This is a genomic window from Nonomuraea sp. bgisy101, assembly GCF_057708945.1.
Genome location: NZ_JBYITD010000018.1, coordinates 1 through 26,679, shown reverse-complemented (window position 1 = coordinate 26,679; position 26,679 = coordinate 1). Strand labels below are relative to the sequence as shown.

Annotated in this window: 15 protein-coding genes and 1 pseudogene; 10 read left to right on the top strand and 6 right to left on the bottom strand. The window is 70.9% G+C overall.

Annotated features, from left to right (window positions below; genetic code table 11):
* Positions 1-33 precede the first annotated feature (33 nt).
* From AC3EO4_RS30425 to AC3EO4_RS30400, 6 genes are all read left to right on the top strand, one after another.
* Positions 34-2,034, top strand: coding sequence for a dipeptide ABC transporter ATP-binding protein (locus tag AC3EO4_RS30425; RefSeq protein WP_431898794.1), 2,001 nt, complete (start codon positions 34-36; stop codon positions 2,032-2,034).
* Positions 2,031-2,981, top strand: coding sequence for an ABC transporter permease (locus tag AC3EO4_RS30420; protein ID WP_379577285.1), 951 nt, complete (start codon positions 2,031-2,033; stop codon positions 2,979-2,981). Before AC3EO4_RS30425 ends, AC3EO4_RS30420 begins: the two co-directional genes overlap by 4 nt.
* Complete coding sequence (locus tag AC3EO4_RS30415) at positions 2,978-3,880, top strand: ABC transporter permease (RefSeq protein ID WP_379577287.1); 903 nt, start codon at positions 2,978-2,980, stop codon at positions 3,878-3,880. The genes AC3EO4_RS30420 and AC3EO4_RS30415 overlap by 4 nt, the downstream gene beginning before the upstream one ends.
* Positions 3,881-3,995: 115 nt before the next feature.
* Positions 3,996-5,843, top strand: coding sequence for an ABC transporter substrate-binding protein (locus AC3EO4_RS30410; protein WP_379577289.1), 1,848 nt, complete (start codon positions 3,996-3,998; stop codon positions 5,841-5,843).
* On the top strand, positions 5,825-6,964 hold the full coding sequence (locus tag AC3EO4_RS30405; protein WP_431898793.1) for an erythromycin esterase family protein: 1,140 nt from the start codon (positions 5,825-5,827) through the stop codon (positions 6,962-6,964). Before AC3EO4_RS30410 ends, AC3EO4_RS30405 begins: the two co-directional genes overlap by 19 nt.
* Entirely contained in the window at positions 6,961-9,024 is a 2,064-nt protein-coding gene (locus tag AC3EO4_RS30400; RefSeq protein ID WP_431898792.1) for a prolyl oligopeptidase family serine peptidase, read from the top strand. Before AC3EO4_RS30405 ends, AC3EO4_RS30400 begins: the two co-directional genes overlap by 4 nt.
* On the opposite strand, the gene AC3EO4_RS30395 is transcribed toward AC3EO4_RS30400, so the two are convergent.
* The 4 genes from AC3EO4_RS30395 to AC3EO4_RS30380 form a co-directional block, all read right to left on the bottom strand.
* Positions 9,002-10,681, bottom strand: a complete 1,680-nt coding sequence (locus tag AC3EO4_RS30395; protein ID WP_431898791.1) for a PucR family transcriptional regulator — start codon at positions 10,679-10,681, stop codon at positions 9,002-9,004. The two genes, AC3EO4_RS30400 and AC3EO4_RS30395, sit on opposite strands and share 23 nt — an antisense overlap.
* A gap of 87 nt (positions 10,682-10,768) precedes the next feature.
* Positions 10,769-11,875, bottom strand: coding sequence for an o-succinylbenzoate synthase (gene menC / locus AC3EO4_RS30390; RefSeq protein WP_431898790.1), 1,107 nt, complete (start codon positions 11,873-11,875; stop codon positions 10,769-10,771).
* Positions 11,872-12,759: a GNAT family N-acetyltransferase gene (locus AC3EO4_RS30385; protein WP_431898789.1), complete on the bottom strand. Its 888-nt coding sequence runs from the start codon at positions 12,757-12,759 to the stop codon at positions 11,872-11,874. The genes menC and AC3EO4_RS30385 overlap by 4 nt, the downstream gene beginning before the upstream one ends.
* A complete protein-coding gene (locus tag AC3EO4_RS30380; protein WP_431898788.1) occupies positions 12,752-13,960 on the bottom strand; it encodes a M20 family metallopeptidase in 1,209 nt (402 codons plus the stop codon). Before AC3EO4_RS30380 ends, AC3EO4_RS30385 begins: the two co-directional genes overlap by 8 nt.
* A 505-nt stretch (positions 13,961-14,465) precedes the next feature.
* On the opposite strand from AC3EO4_RS30380, the gene lanL reads away from it, so the two are divergent.
* Together lanL and AC3EO4_RS30370 are read left to right on the top strand one after the other, a co-directional pair.
* Positions 14,466-17,126, top strand: a complete 2,661-nt coding sequence (gene lanL, locus AC3EO4_RS30375; RefSeq protein ID WP_431898787.1) for a class IV lanthionine synthetase LanL — start codon at positions 14,466-14,468, stop codon at positions 17,124-17,126.
* Positions 17,127-17,411: 285 nt separating this feature from the next.
* Positions 17,412-19,361, top strand: coding sequence for an ABC transporter ATP-binding protein (locus AC3EO4_RS30370; RefSeq protein WP_431898786.1), 1,950 nt, complete (start codon positions 17,412-17,414; stop codon positions 19,359-19,361).
* Between the two features lie 265 nt (positions 19,362-19,626).
* Here AC3EO4_RS30370 and AC3EO4_RS30365 read toward each other — a convergent pair whose 3' ends face one another.
* Positions 19,627-21,609 (bottom strand): hypothetical protein, encoded by a 1,983-nt coding sequence (locus AC3EO4_RS30365; protein WP_431898785.1) that lies wholly within the window; start codon positions 21,607-21,609, stop codon positions 19,627-19,629.
* Positions 21,610-21,874: 265 nt separating this feature from the next.
* Between AC3EO4_RS30365 and AC3EO4_RS30360 the strand changes: the two genes are divergently transcribed.
* Both AC3EO4_RS30360 and AC3EO4_RS30355 read left to right on the top strand, forming a co-directional pair.
* A complete protein-coding gene (locus AC3EO4_RS30360; protein ID WP_431898784.1) occupies positions 21,875-24,988 on the top strand; it encodes a tetratricopeptide repeat protein in 3,114 nt (1,037 codons plus the stop codon).
* A 414-nt stretch (positions 24,989-25,402) separates the two neighbouring features.
* A pseudogene (locus tag AC3EO4_RS30355) lies at positions 25,403-25,648 on the top strand (hypothetical protein); the annotation flags it as partial.
* 22 nt (positions 25,649-25,670) lie between these two features.
* On the opposite strand, the gene AC3EO4_RS30350 reads toward AC3EO4_RS30355, so the two are convergent.
* Positions 25,671-26,258 (bottom strand): hypothetical protein, encoded by a 588-nt coding sequence (locus tag AC3EO4_RS30350; protein ID WP_431898783.1) that lies wholly within the window; start codon positions 26,256-26,258, stop codon positions 25,671-25,673.
* Positions 26,259-26,679: the final 421 nt, after the last annotated feature.

The window sequence follows — 26,679 nt, the reverse complement described above, 5'->3', positions numbered from 1 at the left end:
GCCGATGGTTCCAGGAAAGCGGATGCCGGTCGCGTGCTGACGATCCGTGACCTGTCGGTCGAGATCCGGCGGGGCGATCGGGTCGTCCGCCCCGTCTCCGGCGTCAGCCTGACGCTCGACCGCGGCGAGACGCTGGGGATCGTCGGCGAGACCGGGTCCGGCAAGTCGATGACCGGTCTGGCGATCATGGGCATGCTGCCGGCCGGCGGCCGGGTCACCGCCGGCTCGATCGACCTGGACGGCAGGGAACTCGTCGGGCTGGCCGCCGCGCAGTACCGCGTGATCAGGGGCAACGACGTGGCGATGGTCTTCCAGGACTCGATGACCGCGCTGAACCCGACCAAGCGCATCGGCGAGCAGGTCGCCGAGCCGGTGCGGCTGCACCGGGGCGCCTCGAAGCGGGAGGCGCGCGCCCGCGCCGAGGAGATGCTGGCCCTCGTGGGGCTGCCGCGGCCGGCCGAGCGGCTGGACGACTTCCCGCACCAGCTCTCCGGCGGCATGCGGCAGCGCGTGATGATCGCGATGGCGCTGGTCTGCGAGCCCCGGCTCGTCATCGCCGACGAGCCGACCACCGCGCTCGACGTCACCATCCAGGCGGAGATCCTCGACCTCCTCGACGACCTCAGGTCCCGGCTGGGCATGTCGATGATCCTGGTAACCCACGACATGGGGGTGATCGCCCGGCACGCCGACCGCGTCGGGGTGATGTACGCCGGGCGCGTGGCCGAGACAGGGCCGACTCCCGTGTTGTTCGGCCGGACGCGGCACCGCTACACCCAGGCGCTGCTCTCCTCGATCCCGTCGCTCACGCAGGACCGCCGCGAGGAGCTTTACAGCATCCCCGGGGCGCCGCCGGACCTGACCGTGGTCCAGGCGGGCTGCCCTTTCGCGCCACGCTGCGCCGCCGTGACCGACCGGTGCCGCGAGGAGCCCCCGCCGCCCGCGGCCGAGGCCGATGACCACGCCTACGCCTGCTGGCACCCCGCCGACGGCCCGGCCGTCAGGGGCCGCGCGCGGCTGGTCGTCCCGGCGCCGGCCGTCACGGAGCCGCGCCTGCGCGTGGTCGACCTCCGGCGCGAGTACCCGGCGGGCAGCGCGGGCCTGCTCGGCGGCCGCCGTACCGTCAAGGCGGTCTCGGGCGTGAGCTTCGAGGTGGCGGCGGGGGAGACCTTCGGGCTCGTCGGCGAGTCGGGCTGCGGCAAGTCCTCCCTGGGCCGCATGCTCGTCGCTCTCGACCGGCCCACCTACGGCGAGGTGATCTTCGACGGCGAGCCGGTCACCCGGATGAGCGCCCGTGCGCTGGGGCCCCGCCGTACCCAGCTGCAGATGATGTTCCAGGACTCCAACGCCTCCCTCGACCCCCGCATGCGCATCGGCGCGATCCTGCGCGAACCCCTGGCCATCCAGGGGGTTGGCACCCGCGCCCAGCGCACCGCCCGCGCCGGCGAGCTGCTGCGGGACGTGGGCCTGCCGGCGAGCGTGCTGGAGCGCTACCCCTACGAGCTGTCCGGTGGGCAGCGGCAGCGGGTGGGCCTGGCCCGCGCGCTCGCCCTGGACCCGAAGGTGCTGGTCGCCGACGAGCCGGTCAGCGCGCTGGACGTCTCCATCCGCTCGCAGGTCCTCAACCTGATGCGCCGCATCCAGCTCGAACGCGGGCTCAGCAGCGTGGTGATTTCGCACGACCTCGCGGTGGTGCGGTACCTCGCCGACCGCGTCGGCGTCATGTACCTGGGCAAGCTGGTCGAGACCGGCACCACCGAGGAGGTGTACGGCTCAGCCGCGCACCCCTATACCGCGGGGCTGCTGGCGGCGATCCCGGACGCCGACCCCGAGGCGCCGCGAGCCCCGGCGGCCGCGAGGGTGCGCGGCGAGCTGCCGAGCCCCATAGACCCGCCGAGCGGCTGCCGGTTCCGCACCCGGTGCGCCTTGGCGAGCGAGTTGTGCGCCCAGAAGGAGCCCCCCTTGACGCCGGTCACCGGCACCCATCACGTCGCCTGCCACCACCCACTGCGCCGAGAGGAGTCGCGCTCATGACCTGGTACGTGCTCCGCCGCCTGGCGGTCTCGCTCCTCGTCCTGCTCGGGATCTCCGCGGTCGTCTTCCTCATGCTGCACCTGGTGTCGGACAGCCCGGGACGCGTCGTCCTCGGGCAGCGCGCCTCGCCGGAGGCCGTGTCGGACTTCAACCGGGCGCACGGCTTCGACCGTCCGGTCGTCGTGCAGTACGTCAGCTACCTCGGCCAGCTGCTCCAGGGCGACCTGGGCCGGTCGTACAAGCTGAACGAGAACGTGGGCACGCTACTGGCCCTGAACGCCGGCCGCAGCGCGATGGTGTCGCTGGCCGGGCTGGTGCTGGCGCTGCTGATCGCGGTCCCGCTCGGCGTCCTGCAGGCGGTCCGGCGCAACAGCGTCGTCGACCGGGTCGCCACCGCCGCGTCGTACGTGCTCTACGCGACGCCGTCGTTCCTGGTCGGGCTGCTGCTGATCGCCGTCTTCAGCCAGACGATCCCGATCTTCCCGGCGGAGGCGTCGCAGTCGCACTCGCCGTGGGTGGTCTTCACCGATCCGCGGGCGATGGCGCTGCCGGTCATCACGCTAGCCGTCACCAGCGTCGCGGTCTTCGCGCAGTACCAGCGTTCCGCCGCCCTCGACCAGCTCGGCCAGGACTACATCCGGGTCGCGCGCGCCAAGGGCCTGCCGGAGCGGCTGATCCTCACCCGCCATCTGCTGCGCAACGCCTGCCTGCCGCTGGTCATGCTGGTCGGCACGCTCGTCCCCACGCTGCTGGCGGGCAATCTGATCGTCGAGTCTCTCTTCAACTATCCCGGCCTGGGCCTGCTGTTCCTCAACAGCCTGCAGCGCGAGGACTACCCGGTGCTCCTGGCCTACACCCTCATCGGCGGCGTGCTGACCGTGGCCGGCAACTTCATCGCCGACGTCGTGGTGGCGGCCGCCGACCGCCGAATCGAGCTGAGCACATGACCGCACCAGACGTGACCGCCGCGCCATCCCTCGAGGCCGAGACGCCGGCGGAGAGGAATCCGGTCTCGATCAGGTCGGTCCTGCGCGGGCTGCGCCGGCATCCGCTCGGCCTGGCCGGCGGGCTGCTCCTGCTGCTCATCGCCGGGTTCTGCTTCCTCGGGCCGCTGTTCTACCAGACCAACCAGACCGACGTGGACCTGGTCAACGCGGCCCTGCCGCCCGGCCCCGGCTACCCGCTCGGGACCGACACCAACGGCTTCGACGTGCTGGGCCGGCTGATGTCCGGCGGCCAGGTGTCGCTGCAGATCGGGCTGCTGGCCGCGCTCTTCGCCACCACGATCGGCACCGTCTACGGGGCCGTGGCAGGGCTGGCCGGGGGCGTGGTCGACGGGTTCATGATGCGGCTGGTCGACGTCATGCTGTCGATCCCGTTCCTGTTCTTCGTACTGATCCTGTCGGCCCGCTTCCACGCCGACGCGCTGTCGCTGAGCCTCGTCATCGGCGGGTTCTCCTGGCTGGTCTCCGCCCGGTTGGTGCGCGGCGAGGTGCTGACCCTACGGGTGAGGGAGTTCGTGCTGGCCGCCAAGCTGATGGGCGCCTCCCGTCGGCGGATCATCCTCACCCACCTGATCCCGAACGCGCTCGGCGTCATCATCGTCAACATCACCTTCCAGGTCGCCGACGCCGTCCTGGTCGTCGCCGCCCTGGGCTTCCTGGGCTTCGGCCTGACCTACCCCACCGCCGACTGGGGCAGCCAGCTGGCCAGCGGCGTCACCTACATCTCCGCCGACTACTGGTGGCTGATCTACCCGGTCGGCGGCTGCATCATCCTCACCGTGCTCGCGCTCAACCTGCTCGCCGACGCGCTCCGCGACGCGGTCGGGCGGCGGGCCGACTGATGACCTGTTCACCAGGACGGAGGCGGGCGCGCGGAATTGTCCGCACCGCCGAACACGGGCCGAAGCCGCTGGTGCATCGTCGACGCACCCCGCACACCTCTTCAGGGAGCCATCTATGAAGCACCGAGGCCGCCTCTCCGTGGCCCTCGTCGCCGCCGTCGCCGTGCTGGCCACAGCGTGCAGCGGCGGCGGGGGAACGACGAAGGACATCGCCGACAGCTACACCGCCAAGCCCACGCAGACCGGCACCCCCAAGCAGGGCGGGACCGCCACGGTCGCGCTGACCCCCGGGCTCAGCCCCAACTACATCTACCCCTACCCGCCGGCGGCCGCCAACGGCACCGTCATCGCCCGCGGCCAGCTGTGGCGCTCCCTCTACCGGCCCAGCGGCGAGGGCGACCAGGTCGCCGACGCCGAGCTGAGCCTGGCCGAGCCGCCCGTCTACAACCCCGGCCGCGACACCGTGACCATCAAGATGAAGGACTACAAGTGGTCCAACGGCAAGCCGGTCACGGCCGATGACGTCGTCTTCTCCCTCGCCCTGCTCAAAGCCGCCCTCGCGGAGAGCCCGGCCAACTGGAGCTTCTACACCCCCGGCCAGTTCCCCGACGGCGTGAGCGCCGAGGCCGCCGCGCCCGACACGCTCACCCTCAAGCTGGAGACCGCGTACAACCCGTCGTACCTGCTGTCCATGCTGACGCTGCTGTACGTGCTGCCCTCCACCGAGTGGAACATCGCCGCAACCGGCGGCCCGCACCTCGACTACAAGCAGCCGAAGAACGCCAAGGCGATCTACAAGTACCTCACCAAGGAGTCGGAGTCGCAGGCCACCTTCGCCGGCAACCCGCTCTGGCAGGTCGTCAACGGCCCCTACCGGCTCAAGAGCTTCGACCCGACGACCGGCTCGTTCTCCCTGGCGCGCAACGAGTCCTACAGCGGACCGGGGGAGTCGCGGCTCGACCAGATCGACTTCAAGGCCTTCACCTCCGCCGCCGCCGTGCTCAACCAGTTCAAGGCCGGCAACCTGACCGTCGGCACGCTGGACTCCAGCTTCGCCACCCAGATCGGCGAGCTGAAGGCCAAGGGCTACAACGTGTACGGCGCGCCCGCCCCCGCCCGGTTCGACTCGCTCGTCATCAACTTCGCGAACACCGTCGACAACTTCGACAAGGTGATCGCACAGCCGTACGTTCGCCAGGCCCTGCAGCGGCTGATCGACCAGCAGGGCTACATCGCCGGCCGCGGCATCTACAACGGCGCCGGCTCCCCGAACTACAGCACCGCGGGCACCGGATCCCCCTACCCGCCCGCCTTCGGCGACCAGCCGCCCTACCCCTACGACCCGGCCGCCGCCGAGAAGCTGCTCACCGACAACGGCTGGAAGGTGGCGCCGAACGGCTCCACCACCTGCCAGCGTCCCGGCACCGGGCCCGGCCAGTGCGGCGCGGACATCCCGCAGGGGCAGAAGATCAGCTTCACCCTGGCCTCCGCCAGCTCGCCGGCCTTCGTCGGCGCGCGTGACGTCGCCTTCGCCTCGGCGGCCAAGAAGCTTGGCATCGACGTCAAGATCGTGACCAAGTCGCTCAACTACATGTACGCCAACTACGGCAACACCTTCGCTCCCGCCACCAAGAACGAGTGGGCGATGCAGGACTACGGCCCTCTCTACCTGGCGGCCGGCTACCCGAGCAGCAACACGGTGTTCAACACCGAGGGCAGCTTCAATCTCGGCAGCTACAAGAACGCCGAGGTGGACAAGCTGATCGGCGCCTCGACCTTCGGGGCGGACGAGAAGTCGCTTTCGGCCGAGGTGACCAGCCTCGCCCAGGACCTGCCGGTGCTCTTCCTCCCGACCCCGCACACGCTGGTGGTGTGGAAGAACACCCTGTCGGGCCCGCAGTCGTCGTTCAACGCCCTGATCAGCTTCCTGTACACGCCGGAACTATGGTACTTCCACGGCTAGCGCGAGACCTGGCCGGCGACGCCAGGGTGGTGGCCCTCGGCGAGGGCGCGCACAACGTCACGGAGTTCTACGAGCTCAAGGACGAGCTGTTCCGCCTGCTCGTCGAGGAGCACGGGTTCACCGCCTTCGTGATGGAGTCGGGCTTCGCCGAGGGGCTGGCCGTCGACGCGTGGATCCACGGCGGGCCCGGCAAGGTCGAGACGGTCGCCCGCGACGGCATCACCTACCGGTTCGGCGAGTGCGAGCCGATGCGGCGGCAGCTGACGTGGATGCGCGGGTGGAACGCCGCGAACCTCGCGAAGGTCAGCTTCTACGGCATGGACCTGCCCGGCTCCTCCACCTCGCCAGGACCGGCCGTGCGCGCTTGCCTCGACCGGCTGCCGGAGCTCCCTGGCGACGAGGAGCTCCGTCGCCTCAGCGACCTGGGCGGCCGGACCGAGGCGGCGATCCGCTACCGGGCCATGCCCGCCGCCGAGCGGGCCCGGCTGCTCGACGGCCTCCGCCACCTGGTGGAGCGTACGGCGGCGCACGACGACGGGGTCGTGCGCCGGTGCGGGGCCTCGATCGGGGCCTTCCTCGCCGAGCTGGACGTGCCGCGGGCCGGGCCGTACCCGCGCGACGTGTTCATGGCCGACACTGTGCGCTGGATCCTGGAGCGCGAGGAGCGGATCGTCGTGAGCGCGCACAACGCGCATGTCAGGCGCACGCCGCTGCACGGCCGGCCGATGCTCGGCGGCCTGCTCGGCGAGGGGTCCGTCGTCATCGGGATGACGTACGGCTCCGGCCCCGAGGTGCGCTTCACACAGCGCTCGCCACGCCCGTTCGACTGCGACGTCTCCCTCCACGAGCGCACCCTGCCGCCCAACGCCATCGAGTCGCGGCTGGAGCGCCTCGGCCCGCCCGTCGCCGCTGTAGACCTGCGCCACGCGCCGGCCGGGCTGTTCGACGGGGTGGACGGCACGCTGGCCGCCGGCGGCCTCGAACCCGTCGACGATTTCCCCGCCGCCTACGACGCGCTCATCCACGTCCGCCGGGTGACCAGGGTCCCCGGCGCGTTCGAACGGCTCCGCGCGGAGTTCGAGTCCGTAGCCCAGCCCCCAGAAGAGCCGGAGTCACCGTGACCGCCGCCTACCCGCCCGCCCGCACCGTCGAGGTCTTCGAGGACGTCGCAGGCGTGCGCGTGCCCGACCCCTACCGCTGGCTGGAGAAGGAGACCCAGGAGGTGCGGCAGTGGCAGCGGCGGCAGGCCGAGCTCGCCACCGCCGCCGTCTACGCCGGCCAGGATCCGGAGGCCGTCCGCGACCTGATCCGCGCCTGCGACGCCGGCTCCCGCCCGGACCTGCCGAAGTACGCCTCCGGCCGCTGGTTCCGCGTCGTGACCCCGCCCGGGGGCTCGGCGCCCGTGGTGGTCGTCTCCGACGAGCCCCTCGGAGACGGGCGGAAGGTCGTCGCCCTGGCCGGATCAGGCGAGGGCGAGCACCCGCCGGTCGTGTCCTGGCTGGCGCCCGCGCCCGACGGCCGCGTCCTGGCACTCGGCCTGTGCACCGACGGCAGCGAGCACAACACCATCCGGCTCGTCGACGTCGCCTCAGGGAGGCAGTTCGACGGCGCGCCCGAGCAGGTTTTGCACAGCGCGTGGGCGGGCGGCGTCTCGTGGCTGCCGGACAGCACGGGCTTCTACTTCTTCGCGCTCACCGGCACGCCGGAGGAGTTCCGGCAGGCGGTCTTCCTCCACCGGCTCGGCGGCGGAACCGAACCGGAGCCGATCCCGGTCGGCGAGGGCTCCCGCGAGTACACGCTCGTCCAGATGTCGACCGGCAGCCGCTGGGCCGTCGCCGCCCACCGGGTGGGCAGCCCCGTCCCGGTCGCGGTGCGCGACCTGTCCGACCCCGATACGGCCTGGCGGCCCTTCGTCACCGGGTGCACGGGGACGATCGCCGGGCACGTCGTGGGCGACCGCTACATCGCGGTGACCGACGTCGACGCCCCGCGCGGCAGGGTGGTCGCCATCCCGTTCGACGCGGCCGACCCCGGCGACCCTGCCGGGTGGACCGAGCTCGTCCCGGAGGGGGACACGGTGCTGCGCTCCCTCACCCCCGTCGGCGAGCACCTCTACCTCAGCGAGTTCGACCGGACCTTCGCCAGGGTGCGCATCCTCGACCGCTCGGGAGCCGTCACCGGCGAGGTCCCCCTCCCCGGCCGGGGAGCGCTCGCCGCGCCCTTCTTCCCGCTGACCGCCCTGGCCACCGGCACGCCCGCGGCCGACTTCGTCTTCGCCTTCTCCACCCTCACCAGCTCCTGGGGCGTCTACCGGCACCGGCCAGGCGAGTCGGAACCGGAGACGCTGACGCCCCCCGCGATCGTCCTCGACGCCGTGCTGGAGGAGGGCGAGGCCATCGCGCCCGACGGCGTCGCCGTGCCGTACCACGTGGTGCGCGGCGCCGGCGGTGATCCGGCGCCGGTGCTGATCTCCGCGTACGGCGCGGCCAACGTGCCGCTCCTGCCGCAGTACCAGCCCGACCTGGCCGCCTTCGTCGCCGCCGGAGGTGTGCTGGTCCAGGCGTACCTGCGTGGCGGCGGCGAGTTCGGCCGCGACTGGTACCTGGCCGCGCACCGGGAGCGCAAGCACGTCCGCGACGCCGACCTCGTCGCGGTCGCCGAGCATCTCCTCGCCACCGGCCTGACCAGCCCCGACCGGCTCGCGCTGACCGGTGGCTCCGACGGCGGCCTCATGTGCGGGATCGCCGTCACCCGGCGGCCCGAGCTGTGGCGTGCGGTCCTGCCGAGGGCCCCGCTGCTCGACCTCATCGGCGGCACCCGCGACCCCTACCTCGACTTCGTCATACGCAAGGCGTGGGGGGACCCTGACGACCCCGCCGAGGTGCGGCGGCTCCTCGGGCTCTCGCCGTACCAGCTGGTCGAGCCCGGCGTCTTCCCGGCGGTCTACCTGCAGGCCGGGGCGACCGACCCACGGTGCCGGCCCTGGCACGCGCGCAAGTTCGCCGCTCGCCTGCAGGCCGCGCAGCGGGGGGAGGCGCCGATCCTGCTGCACGTCTTCGAGGACGCCGGCCACGGCGCGGCGACCGCCCGCGACGTCGCTGTCGCGCAGGACGCCGAGTGGCTGGCGTTCCTGATCGGCACGCTCGGCCTGCGGGGCGTCAGCCGTCCGGGGCCGACCTGATCGACATCAGGCGCAGCTGCAACATGGCCGACAGCCGCGCGCCCGGATCGCCGAGGTCGAGCCGGCCGACCTCGGCGGCGCGGCGCAGCCGGTAGCGGAAGGTGTTGGGGTGCACGTACATCGCGCCCGCGGCCACCACGACGTCGCCGAAGGCGTCGAGCCAGGCCCGGAGCGTCTCGACCAGGCTGGTCTGGTGCTCCCTGTCGTAGGTGACGATGCGGGCGACGGCCCCGCTGGGGATGTCGCCGCGCGGGACGAGATCGGCGAGTTCGAGCAGCAGCGCCTCGACGTGCACGTCGTCCAGGCAGGCCACCTGCTGCCCGCCGACCCCTGAGCGCAGCACGCGCAGGGCGCGCTCTGCCCCCGTCCGCGACCGGACGAGCGCCGAGCTGTCAGCGGCGAGCGGCCCGACCCCGATCAGCGGGCGCAGCCGCGAGCCGACGCGCGCCAGGAACTCGGTGGCGACCCACATCGCGCGCTCCTCGGCGTCCTCGCGGTTCTGCTCCCGGTTCTGCGGCAGGGGCAGTACGCCGAAGGCGACGTCGCCGATGAGCGCCGCGGCGGCCCTCGGGTGCGCCGCGGACAGGTGCATGGCGAAGGCATCGGCCAGCCGCTTGCGCTCGGTGGCCAGCTGGGCGGGCAGCGGGTGCTCGGCCGCCGAGCCGACGACGGTCAGCGCCAGGACGACCGCGGGCTCGTCCTTCAGTCCGAGGCGGCGGACCGCCTCCAGCGACCACGGCCCACTCTCCAGGGCATTGCTCAGCAACTCGGCCCGCAGCCGCCGTTCCATGTCGGCGTCGGCGCGCTGCCACACCATGTGCATCGCGACCAGCTTGGACGCCTCGTACAGCGCCTCACTGCGCTCCTCGTCCAACGGTTCGGGAACGACCACCCAGATCGTGCCGAGGATCTCGTCCCCGGCCCGCACCGCGATCGCCGCCCGGGGCAGCTCCGGCGGCAGCGACGGGTCGACCGGCTCGGGAAGGGGCGCCACGTAGATCGGCCGGTCGCTGCGGTAGATCGCCTGGAACACCCCGCGTTCCTCCAGGATGCGCGTGTAGTGCTCCGGGACCTGGCGGCCCAGGATCGTCTGGACACGCGAGCGGTCGGCCTCCTCCTGACGGCTGGAGAAGGCCAGCAGCCGCGAGTTGCGGTCCTCGATGGTGACGGGCGCGTCGAGCAGCGCGGCGATGGCATTGGCGACCGCGAACAGGTCGCCGGATCTGATCCGGCCGACCGTGTGCGCGTCCCGGTCGTCCAGCGCGCCGCCCTCGGCGGTCAGCGACCGGAGCATCCCCGCCAGGTGCGTCCATGACGCGCCGCGCGCAAAGGAAAGGACCGTCACCCCCGCCTCGCGCGCCGCCGCGACCAGACCCTCGTCGGGTACGACCGGCGCACGGACCACGAGGCCGACGGCGTCGTGCCGGCCGAGCTGGGTCACCACCTGGGCGAGGTCGGCCGAGTCGTGCAGGCCGACGCCGAACACCAGCGCGCGGCTCGGCAGCTCGGGCTCGTCGAGTGGGTCGTAGATGACGACGCCGCCGACGTCACCGGCCTGCTCGACGTCGCCGCAGACGACATCGAGCAGGGTGGAGCCGAGTTCCTCCAGGACGCGGGCGAGGCTGGCTCGCGGGAGGCTGGTCACGGGGACAAGCACGCGCCCGAAGCTAGCGCAGCGCGGGAGGGTCGGCGTTCGTTCTGCATGACGAAAGGATGCTACCCGGTTCGTCGGCCCGGACCGATCTCAGGGCAGGGGTACCCACTCCGTGGCGACCGTCACCTCGTCCAGGACCTCGGGGATCGGGGTGACGCCCAGCCCTGGGCCGGCCGGCACCGAGAGGTGCCCGTCCTCCAGGACGAACGGCGGCGTGAGGTCGGTCCGGTAGTAGCGCGTGGACGCCGAGGTGTCGCCGGGCAGGGTGAACCCGGGCAGCGCGGCGAGCGCCACGTTGGCGGCGCGGCCCAGCCCCGTCTCCAGCATGCCGCCGCACCACACCGGCACGCCGTGCGCCGCGCAGACGTCGTGGATCCGCCTGGCCTCCAGGTATCCGCCCACCCGGCCCGGCTTGATGTTGACCACCTGGCAGGCACCCATCGCGATGGCGTCGGCGGCGGCGCGAGCCGAGACGATCGACTCGTCGAGGCAGATGGGTGTGCTGATCCGCCCGGCGAGCTCCGCGTGCCCGAGCAGGTCGTCCTCCGCCAGCGGCTGTTCCAGCAGGAGCAGCCCGAACGGGTCGAGCCCTGCCAGGTGCCGCGCGTCGCCGCGCCCGTAGGCGGTGTTGGCGTCCACCTGCAGCAGGATGTCGCCGAAGCGCTCGCGCACCGCGCGGACCGGCTCGACGTCCCAGCCGGGCTCGATCTTCAGCTTGATCCGCAGGTAGCCTGCCTCCAGGTAGCCGGCCACGGTGTCGAGCAGTTCGGGGATCGACCCGGTGATCCCCACGGACACCCCGCACGGCACGCTCTCGCGGACAGCGCCGAGGGCCCGGCCGAACGAGACCCCGGCCGCGCGCAGTTCGGTGTCCAGCACCGCCGTCTCCAGCGCGGCCTTGGCCATCCGGTGGCCCTTGAACCCGGCCAGCACCGGAGCGACCCGGTGCGCGTCCAGGTCGGCCACCCCGGCCAGCGCCGGGATCAGATAGCGGCGCAGTACGTCGGCCGAGGCGTGCGTGTACTCCGAGGAGTACAGCGGCGCGCTCCCCGCACCGCACTCGCCCCACCCCTCGGCCTCGGCGGTGACGGCGCGCAGCACCAGCGCCTCCCGCACGGTCTCCGTCCCGAACGATGTTCGGAAGGGCGACACGAGTGGCATCCGGATGGTGCGGATCTCTACCCCGATGAGCTTCACAGCGACTCCCGCCTGTCCACGATGTACCAACCCGCGCGGTCGAAACCGCGCACCCGCGCGCCCTCGGCGAGCAGGTCACCAAGCACGTCCCGCAGCGCCGTACGCCACTGCGCGGCCAACCCCGGGTCGTGCTCGCGCATGGTCTCGACGTCCCCGGGGACGCCGACCAGCACGGTGCGCGTGCCGGCGCGGCCGGCGACCGGCCCGCCCCTGGGCGAGACGTCCAGCGCCACGGCCGCCTTCGCCGCGCGGGCGGAGGCGGCGTCGGCCGGCCTGGGCGCGCCCGCGCAGGCCGCCACGGCGGCGGGCGACTCCAGCCGCCACCGCACCAGAACCCGGTCGGTGTCGTCGCTGCGGTTGATGTCGTCGTCCATCGGGCCGTAGAAGTTCGGGAGATACTCGTCCGGGTCGGCGGCCAGCTTGGTGATGTTGAAATAGGCGTTGCGCCGGATCAGCGGATCGTAGGTCCAGCAGACCTCGCCGACGCCGCGCGACATGGCCCAGGCGCGCTGGTGCAGTTTCAGCGCGAAGCCGACGTTGCGTCCCTGCACGCGCGGCAGCACCCCGGCGATGTGACTGTGCAGGGCCTCGCGCGCGGGCGGGGAGAAGAAGCCGAAGCAGGCGCCCACCAGTTCGTCGCCGTCGAAGGCGCCGCTGACATAGCTGCCCGCCTTCGCCATCGCCCGCAGCAGGTCGGCCGTCACCGGCGGGTTGTTGTCACCAGTACGCCAGATGCGCTCGTACAGGCTGCGGACGGCCTCGAGCTCGGCGACGCTGTCCAGGGGGCGGATGTCGATGCCCGCGCTGCGCGCGGCCGCCTCGGCTGCGCCGTACGCCAGGTCGACGGGCCGGGACCCGCGACGGTCGCGGATGAGATCAGTCACGCCGGTCATGGTTCCAGCCGGTCGGGCCCTGTAGCTGGTCGGCGAGCACGGGAGGACGGGCTCCGGTTCGTCCGGGCGGACAACCTCGCGCCCCGAGCAGCTCGGCGACCAGGGCCGTGAGCAGCCGCGTCCGCCCCGGCAGCTCCGCTATGACCACGTGCTCGTCGTCGGCGTGCGCCCCGCCGCCGACCGCGCCCAGCCCGTCGAGGGTCGGCGTGCCCACTCCCGCGGTGAAGTTTCCGTCGGAGGCGCCGCCGACGGCGACCGAGGCGAGCCGGCCGAGCTCGAGCGTCGCCGCGAGCCGGCGGGCCCGCTCGAACAGCTCCACCGACGCCTTGGCCGGGAGCGGCGGCCGGTTCGGACCGCCCCTGATCTCCAGCTCGGCGCCTTCCAGCGCGGGTCGCAGGCCGAGCATCGCGGCGTGGACGCGGATCTGCTCGGCGTTCTCCCAAACCCGGGCGTCGACCTCGAAGCGCGCCGACCCGGGCACGGTGTTCACCGTGGTGCCCGCCTCCAGGCGGGTCGGCGTGACGGTCGTGCCCAGACTGGGATCGCCCAGCCCGGCCACGGCGACGACCTGGCGGGCCAGTTCCACCGAGGCGTTGACGCCGCGCTCCGGCTCCAGTCCCGCGTGCGCGGCCCGTCCCCGTACCAGCACCTCGTAGCGCGAGACGCCCTTGCGTGCGGTCTTCAGGGCTCCGCCGGGCCCGGCGGCCTCCAGGACCAGCGCGGCGGAGCACCCGCGGGCCTCGTCCTCGATGAGCTCGCGGGAGGAGGCGGACCCGGTCTCCTCGTCGCCGGTGACGAGCAGGGTCAGGCCGTCCAGGTCGTCCAGCGCCGCCAGCGCGTGGAAGGCCATCACCAGCCCGGCCTTCATGTCGAAGCACCCGGGCCCGCGCAGCAGCCCGTCGCTGACCTCGAAGGGATGCGTCCGCAGCGAGCCGACCGGCCACACCGTGTCATGGTGCCCGAGCAGCAGCACCCGGGGCTCGCCGCCGAACCGCCAGCGCACGTGGGTGCAGCCGTCCACCACCTCCCGCTCCGGCTCCGCGCCCAGGAGCCGGGCGCCGACCTCGGCGACCGCCTCCGCGCTGCGGGCGACCGCGGCCAGGTCCTCGGACGGGGACTCGCAGCGCACGAGCCGATCGATGTCGGCGATCATCGCGGCCGCGGCGGGATCTTCATTTCCTGATCGACGCATCGCTCCAGCATGGCGAAGCGCGGCGGGCGCGGGTCTGTCGGACCGGCCAACATCGGCGCGTGCCGTTGGGACCGGGCGATGAACCGGCGCAAATGAACTCCGTCATGGAGCGATGGATCCGGACCTGTCGACGCGAGCTGCTGGATCGAACCTTGATCTGGATCGGCGCCACCTTCTGTATGCGCTGCGCGAGTTCGAGACTTTCTCTGACGAACACCGGCCTCATCGGGCTCCCCGGCAGTTTGCTCCGCTTGTCAACGTCAGCATGCGCGTCTCGGCGAGGGACCGCTTCATACACACGTCCGTGAACCCGATTTCCGGACCATTCAACGGGCGGAACAAAAAAGCGGAGAAACATGACCGATAAATGGGACGACGCCCCACTTCGATCGGGAAACCCGCTTTCACCTCGCATTCAATTCATTTTCCATTCATTTGCAAGGGCGCTTCGCGACTCTCGGTTCCGCAGGAAAGCGGCGACGAGCGGAAGCGGGTTCACGTGGGTATGCGTTCGGAAGACGCGGCCATTCTGCGCGACATCGTGACCGCCGAACTCGGGCGCGCGGGCGCGCAGGACTGGTCGATCGCCGAGGACGACCTCTGGTGCAAGGTCACCCCCGACGCCTACCGGATGCCCGACCAGGGATGGAAGCTGCACGTCTCCGCGACGATGCTCTCCGCCCCGCTGGCGCTCGCCCGCGTCTCACGGGTACTCACCGAGGCCCGTTGCGCCTTCAAGTTCCCCGCCCGGCTGAGCGACTACTGGAAACTCCTCGAACCGCACTGCAGCCGTGCGCAGGCCGGGAAGTTCATCACCGTCTATCCCCTCGACGACGCCGAGTCGGTGCGCCTGGCCGCCCTGCTCGACGACGCCACCCGGGGACTTCCCGGCCCGTTGATCCTTTCCGACCGTCCGTACCGGACAGGTGGGATCGTCCACTACCGCTACGGCGCCTTCAGCGGGCACCGCGTGCTCGGCAACGACGGGTTCTACGAGATCCGGCTGCGTTCGCCGCAGGGCAGGCTCGTTCCAGACGAAAGGCGGCCGAGCTTCTCCCCGCCATCGTTCGCGACCTGCCCGTTCGAGGTTCAGGCGGCGAGCCCGCGCCGGCGGGCGGCCGCGGTCATGCTCAACGACCGGTTCGTCGTCCGCGAAGCCGTACGGCATGCGAACCGCGGCGGCGTCTACCTCGCCGAGGACACCACCACCGGTCACGACGTGGTCGTCAAAGAGGGGCGTCCGCACGCGTGCGCCGATCTGAGCGGCCGCGACGCGCGAGATCGGATCGCGGCCGAACGTTCCTGCCTGGAAGACCTCGCCACGGCCGGGATCACGCCGGCCGTGGTGGACTTCTTCGAGCAGGGCGGCCACACCTTCCTCGTCGAAGAGTTCGTGCCAGGGATCACGCTGCAGCGCTGGTCGGACGAGAACGCAGGACCGCTGGGCGAGGACGGGTTCGGCAACGCGGCGGCTCAGGTCCTGCCCGTCGTCAGCCGCCTGACCGAGTTGCTGAAGGCTCTGCACAGCCGGGGCTACGTGTTCGGCGACCTGTCGCCGAACAACGTGATGCTCTCGCCCGGCGGCGAACTACGGCTCATCGACCTGGAACACGCGACCGTGCCGGGCACCACCGTCATGGTGGGCGGGACTCCGGGCTACCTCGCCCCGGAGCTGGCGGGCCACACGGGGGAGTTCAGGCCCGCCCCGCACACGGGCGCCGACCTCTACAGCCTCGGCGCGATGGTGTACTTCCTGGCGGTCGGCGCCCACCTGGACCCGCCGGCCCCCGACCGGGCGGCCGGGGTGGCAGCGGTGGCAGCGGCCAACCCCACGCTCGCTCTGCTGCGGCCGCTCGTGGAAGGCCTGCTGGCGACAGACCCGGAGCGGCGCTGGTCGCTGGACAGATGCCGGCGCTTCCTCGCCGCGCTCACACCGGAGCGGGCCGCCCCCCACCACCGGGCCCGGCCACCGCAGCGGATCGACCGCCTGATCGACGATGGGACCGCGCACCTGGTGGAGACAATGGACACGAGCGAGGACGCCCCGTCGCCGTGGCCCAACGCCGCCGACGGCATCGAGGCCGATCCGTGCTCGATCAACGGCGGCGCGGCGGGAATCCTCGGCGTCCTGACGCGGGCCGACCCGCAGGCGAAAGCGGTCGCCGAACTCGCCCGCTGGCTGAGGCGGCGGCTGGCGACCGAGGACGTCTGGCCGCCCGGCCTTCACTTCGGGCGCTCCGGCGCGGTGTGGGCGCTGTACGACGCGGCGAGGGCCATGGGCGACGCCGAGCTGGCACGGTTCGCGGTGCGGACAGCGCGGCAGTTGCCGACCGACCACCCTAGCTCCGACGTGACGCACGGACTGGCCGGATGCGGCATGGCGCTCTTGCACATCGCGCTGGCCTCGGGTGATCTCGCGCTGCGAGACCGCGCCGCCGAGACCTTCCAGAACCTGCACCAGGCGCGGTCATACGGCGACGGCCACCCGCAGTGGCCGACGCCGCAGACGTTCGACTCGGGCCTGGCCGGGGCCAACCACTTCGGCTTCGCGCACGGCATCGCCGGCATCGGGACCGCGTTGCTCCAGGCGGGCCGGGCCCTCCACCAGCCGGACTGGACGGCGACCGTCCACGAGATCGCCCGCACCCTCTACGAACACGCCGAAGTGGACGGCGACACCGCCTGGTGGCCGACGCAGCGCGGCGACCTGTCGACGGTGCGCCCGCGCCGGCCGTACTGGTGCAGCGGCTCCTCAGGGATCGGCTCCTTCCTCGTGAGGTACTGGCGCGCCACCGGCGACCCGCCCGCGCTGGACCTGGCGCGCAAGGCCGCGGCGGCCGTGCACCGTACCCGATGGCAGTCAGGGCCGGTGCCGTGTCACGGGCTGCCCGGAGACGGTGAATTCCTGCTCGACATGGCCGACCTCACCGGTGAGGACCGCTACCGGCGGTGGGCGCGAGATCTGGCCGGATGCCTGGAGATCCGCGCGGTCGACCGTCGCGGCCGCCTGCTCGTCCCCGGACCCCATGGAGACTTCCCACCGACCTTTCTCGCCGGCACGGCGGGGATCGTCGCCTTCCTCCTCCGGATGCGCGACCGGTCCGCCCGGTTGTGGATGCCGGAGGAGGCCCCCAGGCTCGCCGCTCCCGCAGCGGGACGGCGATGACAGACGGCCGCACCACGGGCGGCCCCGGCATTCACAAGGAGGTGAACGACCATGTCCTTCGACGTTCAGGACCTGCAGGCGCTCCAGGAGCTCGAGCCCGGCGCCAACGAGGCGCTCCGGCTGACCCACTGCATCAAGCACTTCGGCTGCACCGACGGCTGACAGCCGAACCCGCCCGCCCGGACACGGGCGGGCGGGGCTCTGTTCGATCACGTTCGATCCAGGCGTCGATCACCAAGCGTTCGATCAGCAGGTGTTCGACCATGACAAGGACAGGCCAGGCCCGTGCACGATCGTCCCCTCTCCGCCTCGGAGAAGCCTCCCGCCCCCGGGACCTGGCGCAGGGTCGTGCGGCTGTTCATGCCGCACCGGCTCGCCATCTGCTTCGTCGTCCTGCTCGTCGTGGCCTACTCCGCTCTGAACGCCGCCGTCCCGTTGCTGACCCAGCTGGTCTTCGATCGGGCGCTGTTCGGCGCGGGCGGCCCCGACCTGCCGCTGCTCGCGCTGATCGCCGGCCTGGCGGCGGCCACCGCCTGCGCGGTGGGCGTGGTGGACCTCGGCCAGACGTGGGTGTCGGCCCGCGTCGCGCAGCACGTGGTGCACGCGCTGCGCGTGGAGCTGTTCGGGCGTCTCCAGCGCATGTCGCTGGCCTTCTTCGCCGCCACACGCGGCGGCGAGATCCAGTCGCGGCTGGCCAACGACACCGCTCAGATCGAGCACGCCGTCAAGGACACCCTGCCCAGCACGCTGTCCGGCGTCATCGGATTCGTGGCCGCCGCCGGCGCAATGGCGGCACTGTCACCCCTGCTCGCGGGTGCCGCCCTGATCCTCGCGCCGATCGTCGTCTGGGTGGCCTCCCGATCCGGGCGAGCGCTCAAGAACCTGTCGGAGGTCAGCCAGCGCTCCCGCGCGCAACTGTCGTCCATCGTGGCGGAGCGGCTGTGCCTGGGCGCCGTCATCCTTGCCAGAGTCCACGGCAGAAGCGCGGACGAGGCCACCGGGTTCGCCGCGGAAAGCCGGCGGCTGATCCGGCTCGGGGTGCGCTCCGGACTGGTGGCCCAAGGGGTGCTGAGCGCGGGACACGTCTTCTTCGTGCTGACCCCCTACCTGGTGTTCGTGGCGGCGGGACTGTCCGACGGGATCACCCCAGGCACACTGGTCGCCTTCACCGTGCTGCAGGCCAGGCTCTACCAGCCCCTGTGGCAGCTCCTGCACATCTCCACCGAGTTCCGCTCCGCCCAGGGAGCCTTCGAGAGGGTCTTCGACTACCTCGACATGGAGCCCGGGCCCGGGCCGGAGCCCGGGCCTGATCCGCGGCCGGACCCCGTCCCCGTCCCCGGGCCCGGCGCGCTCGCCGTCCGCGAGGCCACGTTCCGGTACGCCGCAGGGGAGCGGGACCGTCCGGCGTTGGACGGCGTGAACCTCACCCTCCCGGCCGGATCCACCACGCTGGTCGTCGGCCCGAGCGGCTCGGGCAAGACGACACTCGGCCACCTGCTCGTCGGCCTGCACGCGCCCATCGAGGGGTCGGTCCTGATCGACGGGGCGAAGATCGGCCGTCCGTCACCCGGGCAGGTCTGCATCGCCACGCAGGAGCCCTTCCTCTTCCAGGGGTCGATCGCCGACAACCTCCGATACGCCGCCCCCGACGCCACCGCGGACGATCTCGTGCGCGCTTGCCGGCTCACCCGCATCCACGAGCGGATCATGGCACTCCCGGACGGCTACGACTCGCTGGTGGGGGAGCGGGGGGCGCTGCTGTCCGGCGGCGAACGGCAGCGCATCGCCCTGGCCCGCGCGCTTCTGGCCGACGCGTCAGTGCTGGTACTCGACGAGGCCACCTCCGCGCTCGACCCGATGACCGAGCTGGAGGTCGTCGAGGCGCTCCTGGCCGAACGGGCGGGACGGACGACGGTGATGATCACCCACAGGTTCGGCGTGTTCGAGTCCTTCGACACCGTCGTGGCCCTGGACGAGGGCCGGGTAGCGGAACACGGAGATCGCCTCGACCTGCTCGGCGACCGGCACGGGTGGTACGCGCGGATGGTCCGTGCCCAGACCGGCGCACTCTCGGGCCACCGCGGTGCCGGAGGCGTCCTTGACGGTGATCTGCGGGCCTGTGACCGGCTCGCCGAACGTGGCCGTGACAGGTGCCTCGGGAGCGACGTCCGTTCCGGTCTGCCGGCTCAGAAAGAGCGCCCGGGTGCGGATGCCGGCCAGCGTGATGATCGATAATCCGGTACGGCAGTCGGCGCAAGGGCCCGGCGGCGACCTCGGGCAAGGACCTGGAGAAGGCGCTGGAGCGCGCTGTGGAGATCCTCGTAGTGGGTCTGGGGGCCATGCCGCTGCCACCACGGGCCCCGTCACCAGGGGCAAAGTAACTTTGAGTGACGACGGTTACGCGGTGCTCTCCCGACCGTGACCCCGGCCCCGAAGTAGATCAACCTGACGGTGGCGGCCTGGCTGCTGAGGGTGCCGAGGTGAACGCTTCTGGTCGGGGTTATTGGCGGGAGAGTGCGCGAGTGAGGCCTGCAAGGATGGTCGTTGCAAGGATCCACCCTGCAGTGATCATCGCGGCGGCGAGCCACTGTTGTAAGCCGCGCGGGCCGAAGGCGGTCTCCTGGCCGAAGCTGATGATCGGGAGGAGCAGGTCCAGGGTGTAGAGGAAGGCGTTGAAGGGTGGCGCCTCGCCCGGCTTGAAGGCCGGTGGCTGGTGGACGGTGAAAACGACCGCGCCCATGAGGAGAAGGGCTGCGAGCCAGAGCGCGGCACGGTAGGGGCGGTAGCCGTACCCGACGGTCAAGTCCTGCATGTACCCCCACAGCCGGACCCCGAGCCGTTGCCCCGACCGGCGGCGACGCTGTTTGGCCAGCAGCACGTCCCGAGCGGCCTCATCGTGACCATGCCTGCGGTAGACGGCGGCCAACTGCTCATACGGTTGGGGCTGGTAGGCCTCCTTGGCCAGCCAGCCAAGACGCTCCTGGACAGGCAGGGGAGCCTCCAGGCTGTCGTAGGTGAACCCATTTGTCTGCAGTTGAGCAGGCCACCGGTCAGGGATGTCATCAAGCACGCCGACTCGGGTGTGGCGAAGGTCGACGGCGCGGAGCAGTACGGTCTGTGGCCCGATCTTCAGCGAAGCCGCTTCGACACCACGAAGGTGAAGGTCACCGTCGATGGTGGTCTCCGCGAAGCACAGTGTGGCGGCGATCCGGGTATTTCTGATGGAGAGGGTTCCCTTGGCCGTGAAGCCTTCGCAGCAGTCGACGCCACCGCCCGTGATCACCTCCCACAGGGCCAGAACCCGCCCCCCGGGATTGCTGAGGGCAGCACCGTGAAACTCCACGCTGCCCTCGACTTTGGCGTTGATGAGCACGATCTCCCCATCGGCGCTGAAGCCCTCACTACAGCTGAGCCTGCCGGTTACCCCCAGCCGCCGCAGGGAAAGCGCCGTCGCACCCGGGTTGGACAGTCGCCCGCCGTCAAGGTTGACCGATCCGCGGACCTGCGTGGAGTCCAGGAAGACCTCTCCGGTCGCCACGAAGCCCGGGGTGGCTCGCAGTCCGCTGCCGATCTCCATCAGCGACGCGTTCAGCGCGCGTCCTCCCGGATTGGTGAGGGTCGCATGAGCGAAGGAGAGCGAACCTGTCATGTGGGCTCCGCGCAAGAGGACTTCGCCCTCGGCCGTGAAGCCGCCATTGATGAGCAGCCCGCCTTCGACGGTGAGTCTTTCCGCGTTCAGGGCGATGCCGTCGGGGTTGGACAGCCGGGCTCCGCTGAACACGCACCGACGTCCCACCCGGGCGTCCTGCACGCTCAGCTCGCCGTAGGAGTGGAAGCCGTGTCCACACGACAGCCCGCCGTCGACGACGATCCCCTCGGCGGTGAGGCTCAAGCCGCCTGACCGCCCGACACGCGCGCCATCGAGGGTCATCGTCCCGCCGATCCTGGCGCCTGCGACGCGTATCTCGCCGTCGATGACGGCGTTCGCAAACAGAAGATCGCGGTCGACGATCAGGCCGTCGGCATGGACGGCCAGATCTGCGTGGATCACCGTGCCGCTGAGATTCATCGTCCCGGACACGTGGGCTCCACCAAGCCGAATCGGGCCATCCATCACGCAGCCTTCCAGACGCAGGCCTCCGCCGATCTCGGCGTCTACGGCCTGCAGTCCAGGCGCCCGGGAGGCCGCGAGGTCGACCAGGCCGGTGCGGGCTCCGGTGAAGACCGGCGCTTCCTCGAAATCGCACCTGGTCAGGATCAGTGGGTGTTGTACCTCGGCGTACGACAGGTCCAACCGGCCGGTGATCCGGGCTCCGGACAGGTACATGCGGGGCGTCTGCCCTTCAGCCCGTTCCCGGGCGCCGAGCAGCATCCTTGCGATGACCGAAGCCCGAACGGGGGCGTCGGGAAGATCTACAGGGCGCGCTGCGGGAAACGCCTCCCAGAGGGCGAGTTCCGGTTCGGACAGATCCTCGATGATCACAGAACACTCCTAGAACGTCGCACGCGTCGGTAAGGAGATGCTCCAAGGTCACCACCGGCTTCGCAACCGTCATGCCCTGCTCATCCCCTTGTGCCACAGTGCGCGCGACCGGGCCGCCGACGGGAATCTGCCCGCCCGCGCAGACAGGCTTCACCCAGTTGTACTCATCCGCGGCTGATTTTCTCCTCGTTGTTCGGGACTGAGGGCAACGTTAAAAATGGATCTTTGAGTTGCCTTAGAGTCCAGCTCGGCGGATACTCTCGCTGTGAAGGCGACCGAGCCTCTGCTGCCACGAGCGCAACTCACCGGCCTTTTCGATCAGATCCTGCGACACCGGCTCACCGTGGTGACCGCCGGCCCGGGTGGCGGCAAAACTTCGGCCGTACGCGGCTGGACGCGAGCCAGGCCTGATCATCCGGTGGCGTGGCTGACATGGGCTGACGACGCCACCCTCATCGAAGAGATCTGCCAAGCCCTGGGCGCGCCGACTGGGTGGATCCGCTCCGCCGGACTCGCCGCCGAGCTGGCCGCCGCCGTCTCCCGGCCGACCATCCTCGTCATCGACGAGGTGGAGCGGATCGAGCCGGGCACCCCTGGGGCGCGCCTGCTCGAAGAGCTCTGTCACCACGGCGGCGACGACCTTCACCTGGTGTTGATCTCACGCTCCGCCGTGCCCTTCCCGATCCAACGCCTGCGCGGCCTGGGGCACGTCTTCCAGGTGTCGGCGGAACAACTGGCCTTCACACGTGCCGAGACTCGCTCACTCTCCTCGATCGTTCTGGGGTCGGATGACCTGGCGGAGGAGGTTCACGAGCTCACCAAGGGGTGGCCGGTCGCCGTACGGCTCACGCTGAGCTGGCTGAGCGGCTTGCCCTTGTCGGACCGTGCCAAGCGGGTCGCTGCCACGCCGCTGTTCGACTACCTGGTCGAGGAGGTGGTGAAGGATGAGCATGAGAAATTCCTTCGCGCGACCGCTCGGCTGCCTTGGTTCACCTACGAGCTGTGCCAGGCGATGGGGGTCGCTGTCTCCCGCGAGGAGCTCCGCGCTCTGGCCGCCCAGCACATCTTGATCACGCCCTGCGATCAAGGTTATGTGGTGTCGACCTTGGTCCGGGAGTTCATGGGTGATGTCGGCCGGGTGTCGGTGGCGGCCCATTGGTATGAGTCGCAGGGGTTTGTCCGGGAGGCACTGGCGGTTTGTGAGGATCCCGGCCATCGGGTGGGGATGATCGAAAGGTGGCATGCATCGCTGCTTGCCGAGGGTCACGCGGCTGAGCTTGTTCGGGCTTGCGCTGCCGTACCAGAGGAGTCGCGGACGTGTGCCGTGGATCTGGCCGAGGGTCAGGCTCGCCAGGTTCAGGGTGATTGGGCTGGCGCGTTGGAATGCCTTCGCCATGCCGATGCCACTGACCCTGCGGTGGCTTGGCGGATGGGGATGATCTATTACCAGCGGGGGGACTACAAGGCGGCGTTGTCGGCTTTTGAGCTGGCTGGCGGCTTTGACAGCTCAGGGTTACCCTTGCCCACGTCGACCCCCTCCCTCTCGCCTCCTCCATCGCCCACCCTCACCCACTCCCCTTCACCCTCTTCTCGCACCTCCGACCGGGCGATGTTGCTTGCCTGGTCCGCCAGCGCTCGCTGGCTGGTCGGCGAAAGCGCGGAGGCGACCCGGCTGGCCGAACAAGCCCTGGCGATGGCCACCCTCTGCAAGGACGAACGCGCTGCCGCATGCGCCCACACCGCGCTGGCCATGGTCACCCACGACGCCGGCGACGGGGCGGGAAGCGAGCGGCACAGCGCCCTCGCTCTCGCCGCCGCGGAGAGCTCAGGAGACCTGTTGCTGTCCGCCCGCGTCCTGGCCAACCGCGCCGCGAGCCGCGCGGAGGAGGCCCGCTACGAAGAGGCCATCGCCGACTCGGACCTCTCGGTACGGCGAGCGGACCTGGTCGGAGCCCCCGTCAACGCCGCGATCGCCCTGCACAACCGTGCCGAGGCACTCATGGGCCTGGGCAGACTCGACGAAGCCCTGGCCGACTTCCAACGGGCACGCGACATCTTCAGCCGAGTAGGCAGCGACAAGCTCGGCCACCCACTGGCCGGGCTCGGCAAGGTCTATCTGGAGCGCGGGGAGCTGATGCATGCACGAATCAGCTTCGAAAACTCCCTGAAGCACGCCGAACAACTCCAGAACGCCCATCTAACCCAGACAGCCCTAGCCGGACTGGCCCGTGTCCACGCGGTCGACGATCCGGCGCTCGCCGTACAGCTGGCCGAACGCGCGGTCGCGGCAGGCGGCGGCTCCAGCCGGGTGGACGCGCTCCTGGCCGCCGGCTGGGTCTGGACAGAGACCGGCGACCGGACCAAAGCCGGCGCCTACGCCCAATCCGCCCGCGAGGCGGCCGTCGGCCGCCGCGACCGGGCCATGATGGCGGAAGCCTTGGAATTATCGGCCTTCACTGTGGCCGAATCCCCTGACGAGCGAGTAGACCTGCTAGCGTCCGCAGCCGAGATCTGGGCGCAGATCGGCAACCCTGTGAACATCGCGCGTAACGCTTTCGCCCGGGCGCGGCTCAACGGCTTCGGCCTTCACGAGGCGGAGCAGGAGCTCCGTCGCGTCGGCATCCGCGGGCCGCACAGCTCCGGCGCCGGCCTGCTTCGCGGGATCACGCTGCTCGACCATGGCGCTGTGCGGTTCTGCATGCTGGGTGGAGTACGGCTCAGCCGCCGCGGCAGCGCTGTCGAATGGCAGTCCCGTAAGGCGCGTGACCTGCTGGCCTGGCTGGCGTGCCAGCGCGGCCGCCCTGTCGCCCGGGAAGCGGCGATGGAGATCCTCTGGCCGGGCGAGGACCCCGCGTCCTGCTCCAACCGGCTTTCGGTCGCGCTGTCCACCGTGCGCTCGGTCCTGGATCCGCAACGGAAGTTCGGCCCGGGGGAGTTCGTTCGCGCCGACAAGTACAGCATCCAGCTGGTCGGACTCCGTACCGATGTCGAGGAGTTCCTCTCCGCTGCCGCTGAGGCGCTCGCCTCTCAAGATGAGGATCTCCTTGTCGCGGCTGAAGCTCGCTACACCGGGGATGTCTGCGAGGACTCTCCTTATGCCGAGTGGCTGGAGCCTCTTCGTGAAGAGGCCCGTGCCGTACACCAGGCCCTGCTTCGAGAACTGGCTTCACTCGCGGAGGAGGCCGATGACCCCGACAGAGCGGTTCGCTACCTGCTTCGATTGCTCGAGCGGGATGCCTACGACGAGGCGGCCCACCTGGACCTGGTTCGAACGTTGACCGGGGCTCGCCGCCATGGTGAGGCGCGTCGACGCTACCGGCTCTATGCCGAGGCGATGAGGGAGCTCGATGTGGAACCGGCCCCGCTCAGCCTCACATAAGCGACTCGGCACGGCCCTTGAGGACTCCATCCACAGGAGGCAGGGCCCGTAGACTCACGGGTCGCAGACCCCGGACCAGGCTGGGGACCCGCACGCCGAGAGGTGCTGAGCCTGGACATCGAGGATCTGGCCCCGGAGTCCGCCGCGGCCGCGTGGTCTCCAAGGGCGGCGCCACCGAGTACGTGCGCTGGGGCACCGGCACCGCCCGGCTGCTGCCCCGCCTGATCAAGGGCCGCACCTCCGGTCCGCTCTTCCTGGCCGACCGGCCCGCCCCAACTCAGGCTCCCGCGCCCCGCAGTCGCCGACCTGTGCCCGGCCACGGGACGGGGCCTGCTGTCGTACCCGCGCGCCGAGTACCTGTTGAAGCAGGCCACCCAGGCGATCGACCCGAACCGGCAAGGGTGGACGCTCCATCCCATCGGCCGCCCGTGCACCCGCCCGGATGCGGTGGCCGCCGACAAGGCGTACTCCTCCCGCGGCAACCGCGCCTATCTACGACAACGCGGGGTCAAAGCCGTCATCCCAGACATGCAGACCAGGCGGCCAACCGCAAGAAGCGCGGGCCTGGCCTTCCACTTCGACAAGACTTCCGACAACTACCTCGCCGGCCTTCATCTCCGCGGAGCCGTCATGTGGATCCGAAGTCTCCATCCCGCCTGAAGATCCGAACTCTGTACAGGCCTTAGCGACGCGACCCTACGGAGAGGTCGCGGGGTGAGGCGGTGCGGCGGCGGTAGTAGTGCGCGGCCACCAGAGCGAGCAGAGGGCTCCAGGCTGCCAGTGGCCAGTACATGATGTTGAAGATCACCGTCTGCCAGCCGTGCGTGACCAACTCGACGGGATCGCCGTTGATCTTCAGTCCGAGGCTGATCATGGTCATCGCGTACGGAAAGATCAGCAATGCGAGCGCACCTAGACCGGCGGGGATGACCGCAGCCATGACCGGCACCCGACGGCCGCGCAAGACCGGCACCCAACGCGGCCACACCTCGCCCCACTCGCTCACCAGGCCGACGGCGAGGAAGGCCGCCGCCTCGCTGACCACGCTGAGCAGCAGGATGTACCACCAGCCACCTGCCAGGCCCTCCAATCCTCCGGCGGATGTGGGACCGAATTCCAGCAGCGGCGCGTTGAAGAGGAAGGCGGCTATACGCCACAGGCTGGAGGGCAGCACCGCCAGCGGGATGGCGTAGGCGGCCAGCACGGCCCAGCGCGGCACACCTGCTGCGGTCCGGCCATGGAGTCTGCTCCAGAGGGTGTGAGTGGCCATGGGGGGCTCTCCTCAAACGAACGTCACGGGTTGGTGCCTTTGAGGATCGCCCTTGCCCCGAATGCCGCTCATCCCCTGTGCGAGGGAATGTTTCCCCCCACAGGGGGGAAGCCTTGCCGCCGTCGTGACCTGCTACAAACTCGGGCCCGCCACAGCGAGTCACTGATGTCGCCGACCACTGACAGGTTCCGGCTCTGGCGCTGATCTTGTTGCGGTGCCGGTCAGGTTCGTGTCGCTCCCGCATCGAGGTGCGCAGGTTGGCGATGCTGATTCGCGTGCACAAATCAGGAGTTTGAGTTACTTCTGCCGCACCTTGCATCAGCCCGGGTGGAGTCCGTGCAGGTCGAGAAGAGTGCGGTCGTGTTCACAGTCGGCTCAGCGATGCCCACGGCCACATGCCCAAGCTGCGGCTCGATGTCGA

What these genes read in the sequence shown, in the direction of transcription:
- AC3EO4_RS30380 (WP_431898788.1), bottom strand. Translation starts at nt 13,960, where the DNA reads ATGCGTCGATCAGGAAATGAAGATCCCGCCGCGGCCGCGATGATCGCC.
- AC3EO4_RS30350 (WP_431898783.1), bottom strand. Translation starts at nt 26,258, where the DNA reads ATGGCCACTCACACCCTCTGGAGCAGACTCCATGGCCGGACCGCAGCA.
- lanL (WP_431898787.1), top strand. Translation starts at nt 14,466, where the DNA reads ATGCGTTCGGAAGACGCGGCCATTCTGCGCGACATCGTGACCGCCGAA.
- AC3EO4_RS30420 (WP_379577285.1), top strand. Translation starts at nt 2,031, where the DNA reads ATGACCTGGTACGTGCTCCGCCGCCTGGCGGTCTCGCTCCTCGTCCTG.
- AC3EO4_RS30415 (WP_379577287.1), top strand. Translation starts at nt 2,978, where the DNA reads ATGACCGCACCAGACGTGACCGCCGCGCCATCCCTCGAGGCCGAGACG.
- AC3EO4_RS30405 (WP_431898793.1), top strand. Translation starts at nt 5,825, where the DNA reads ATGGTACTTCCACGGCTAGCGCGAGACCTGGCCGGCGACGCCAGGGTG.
- AC3EO4_RS30410 (WP_379577289.1), top strand. Translation starts at nt 3,996, where the DNA reads ATGAAGCACCGAGGCCGCCTCTCCGTGGCCCTCGTCGCCGCCGTCGCC.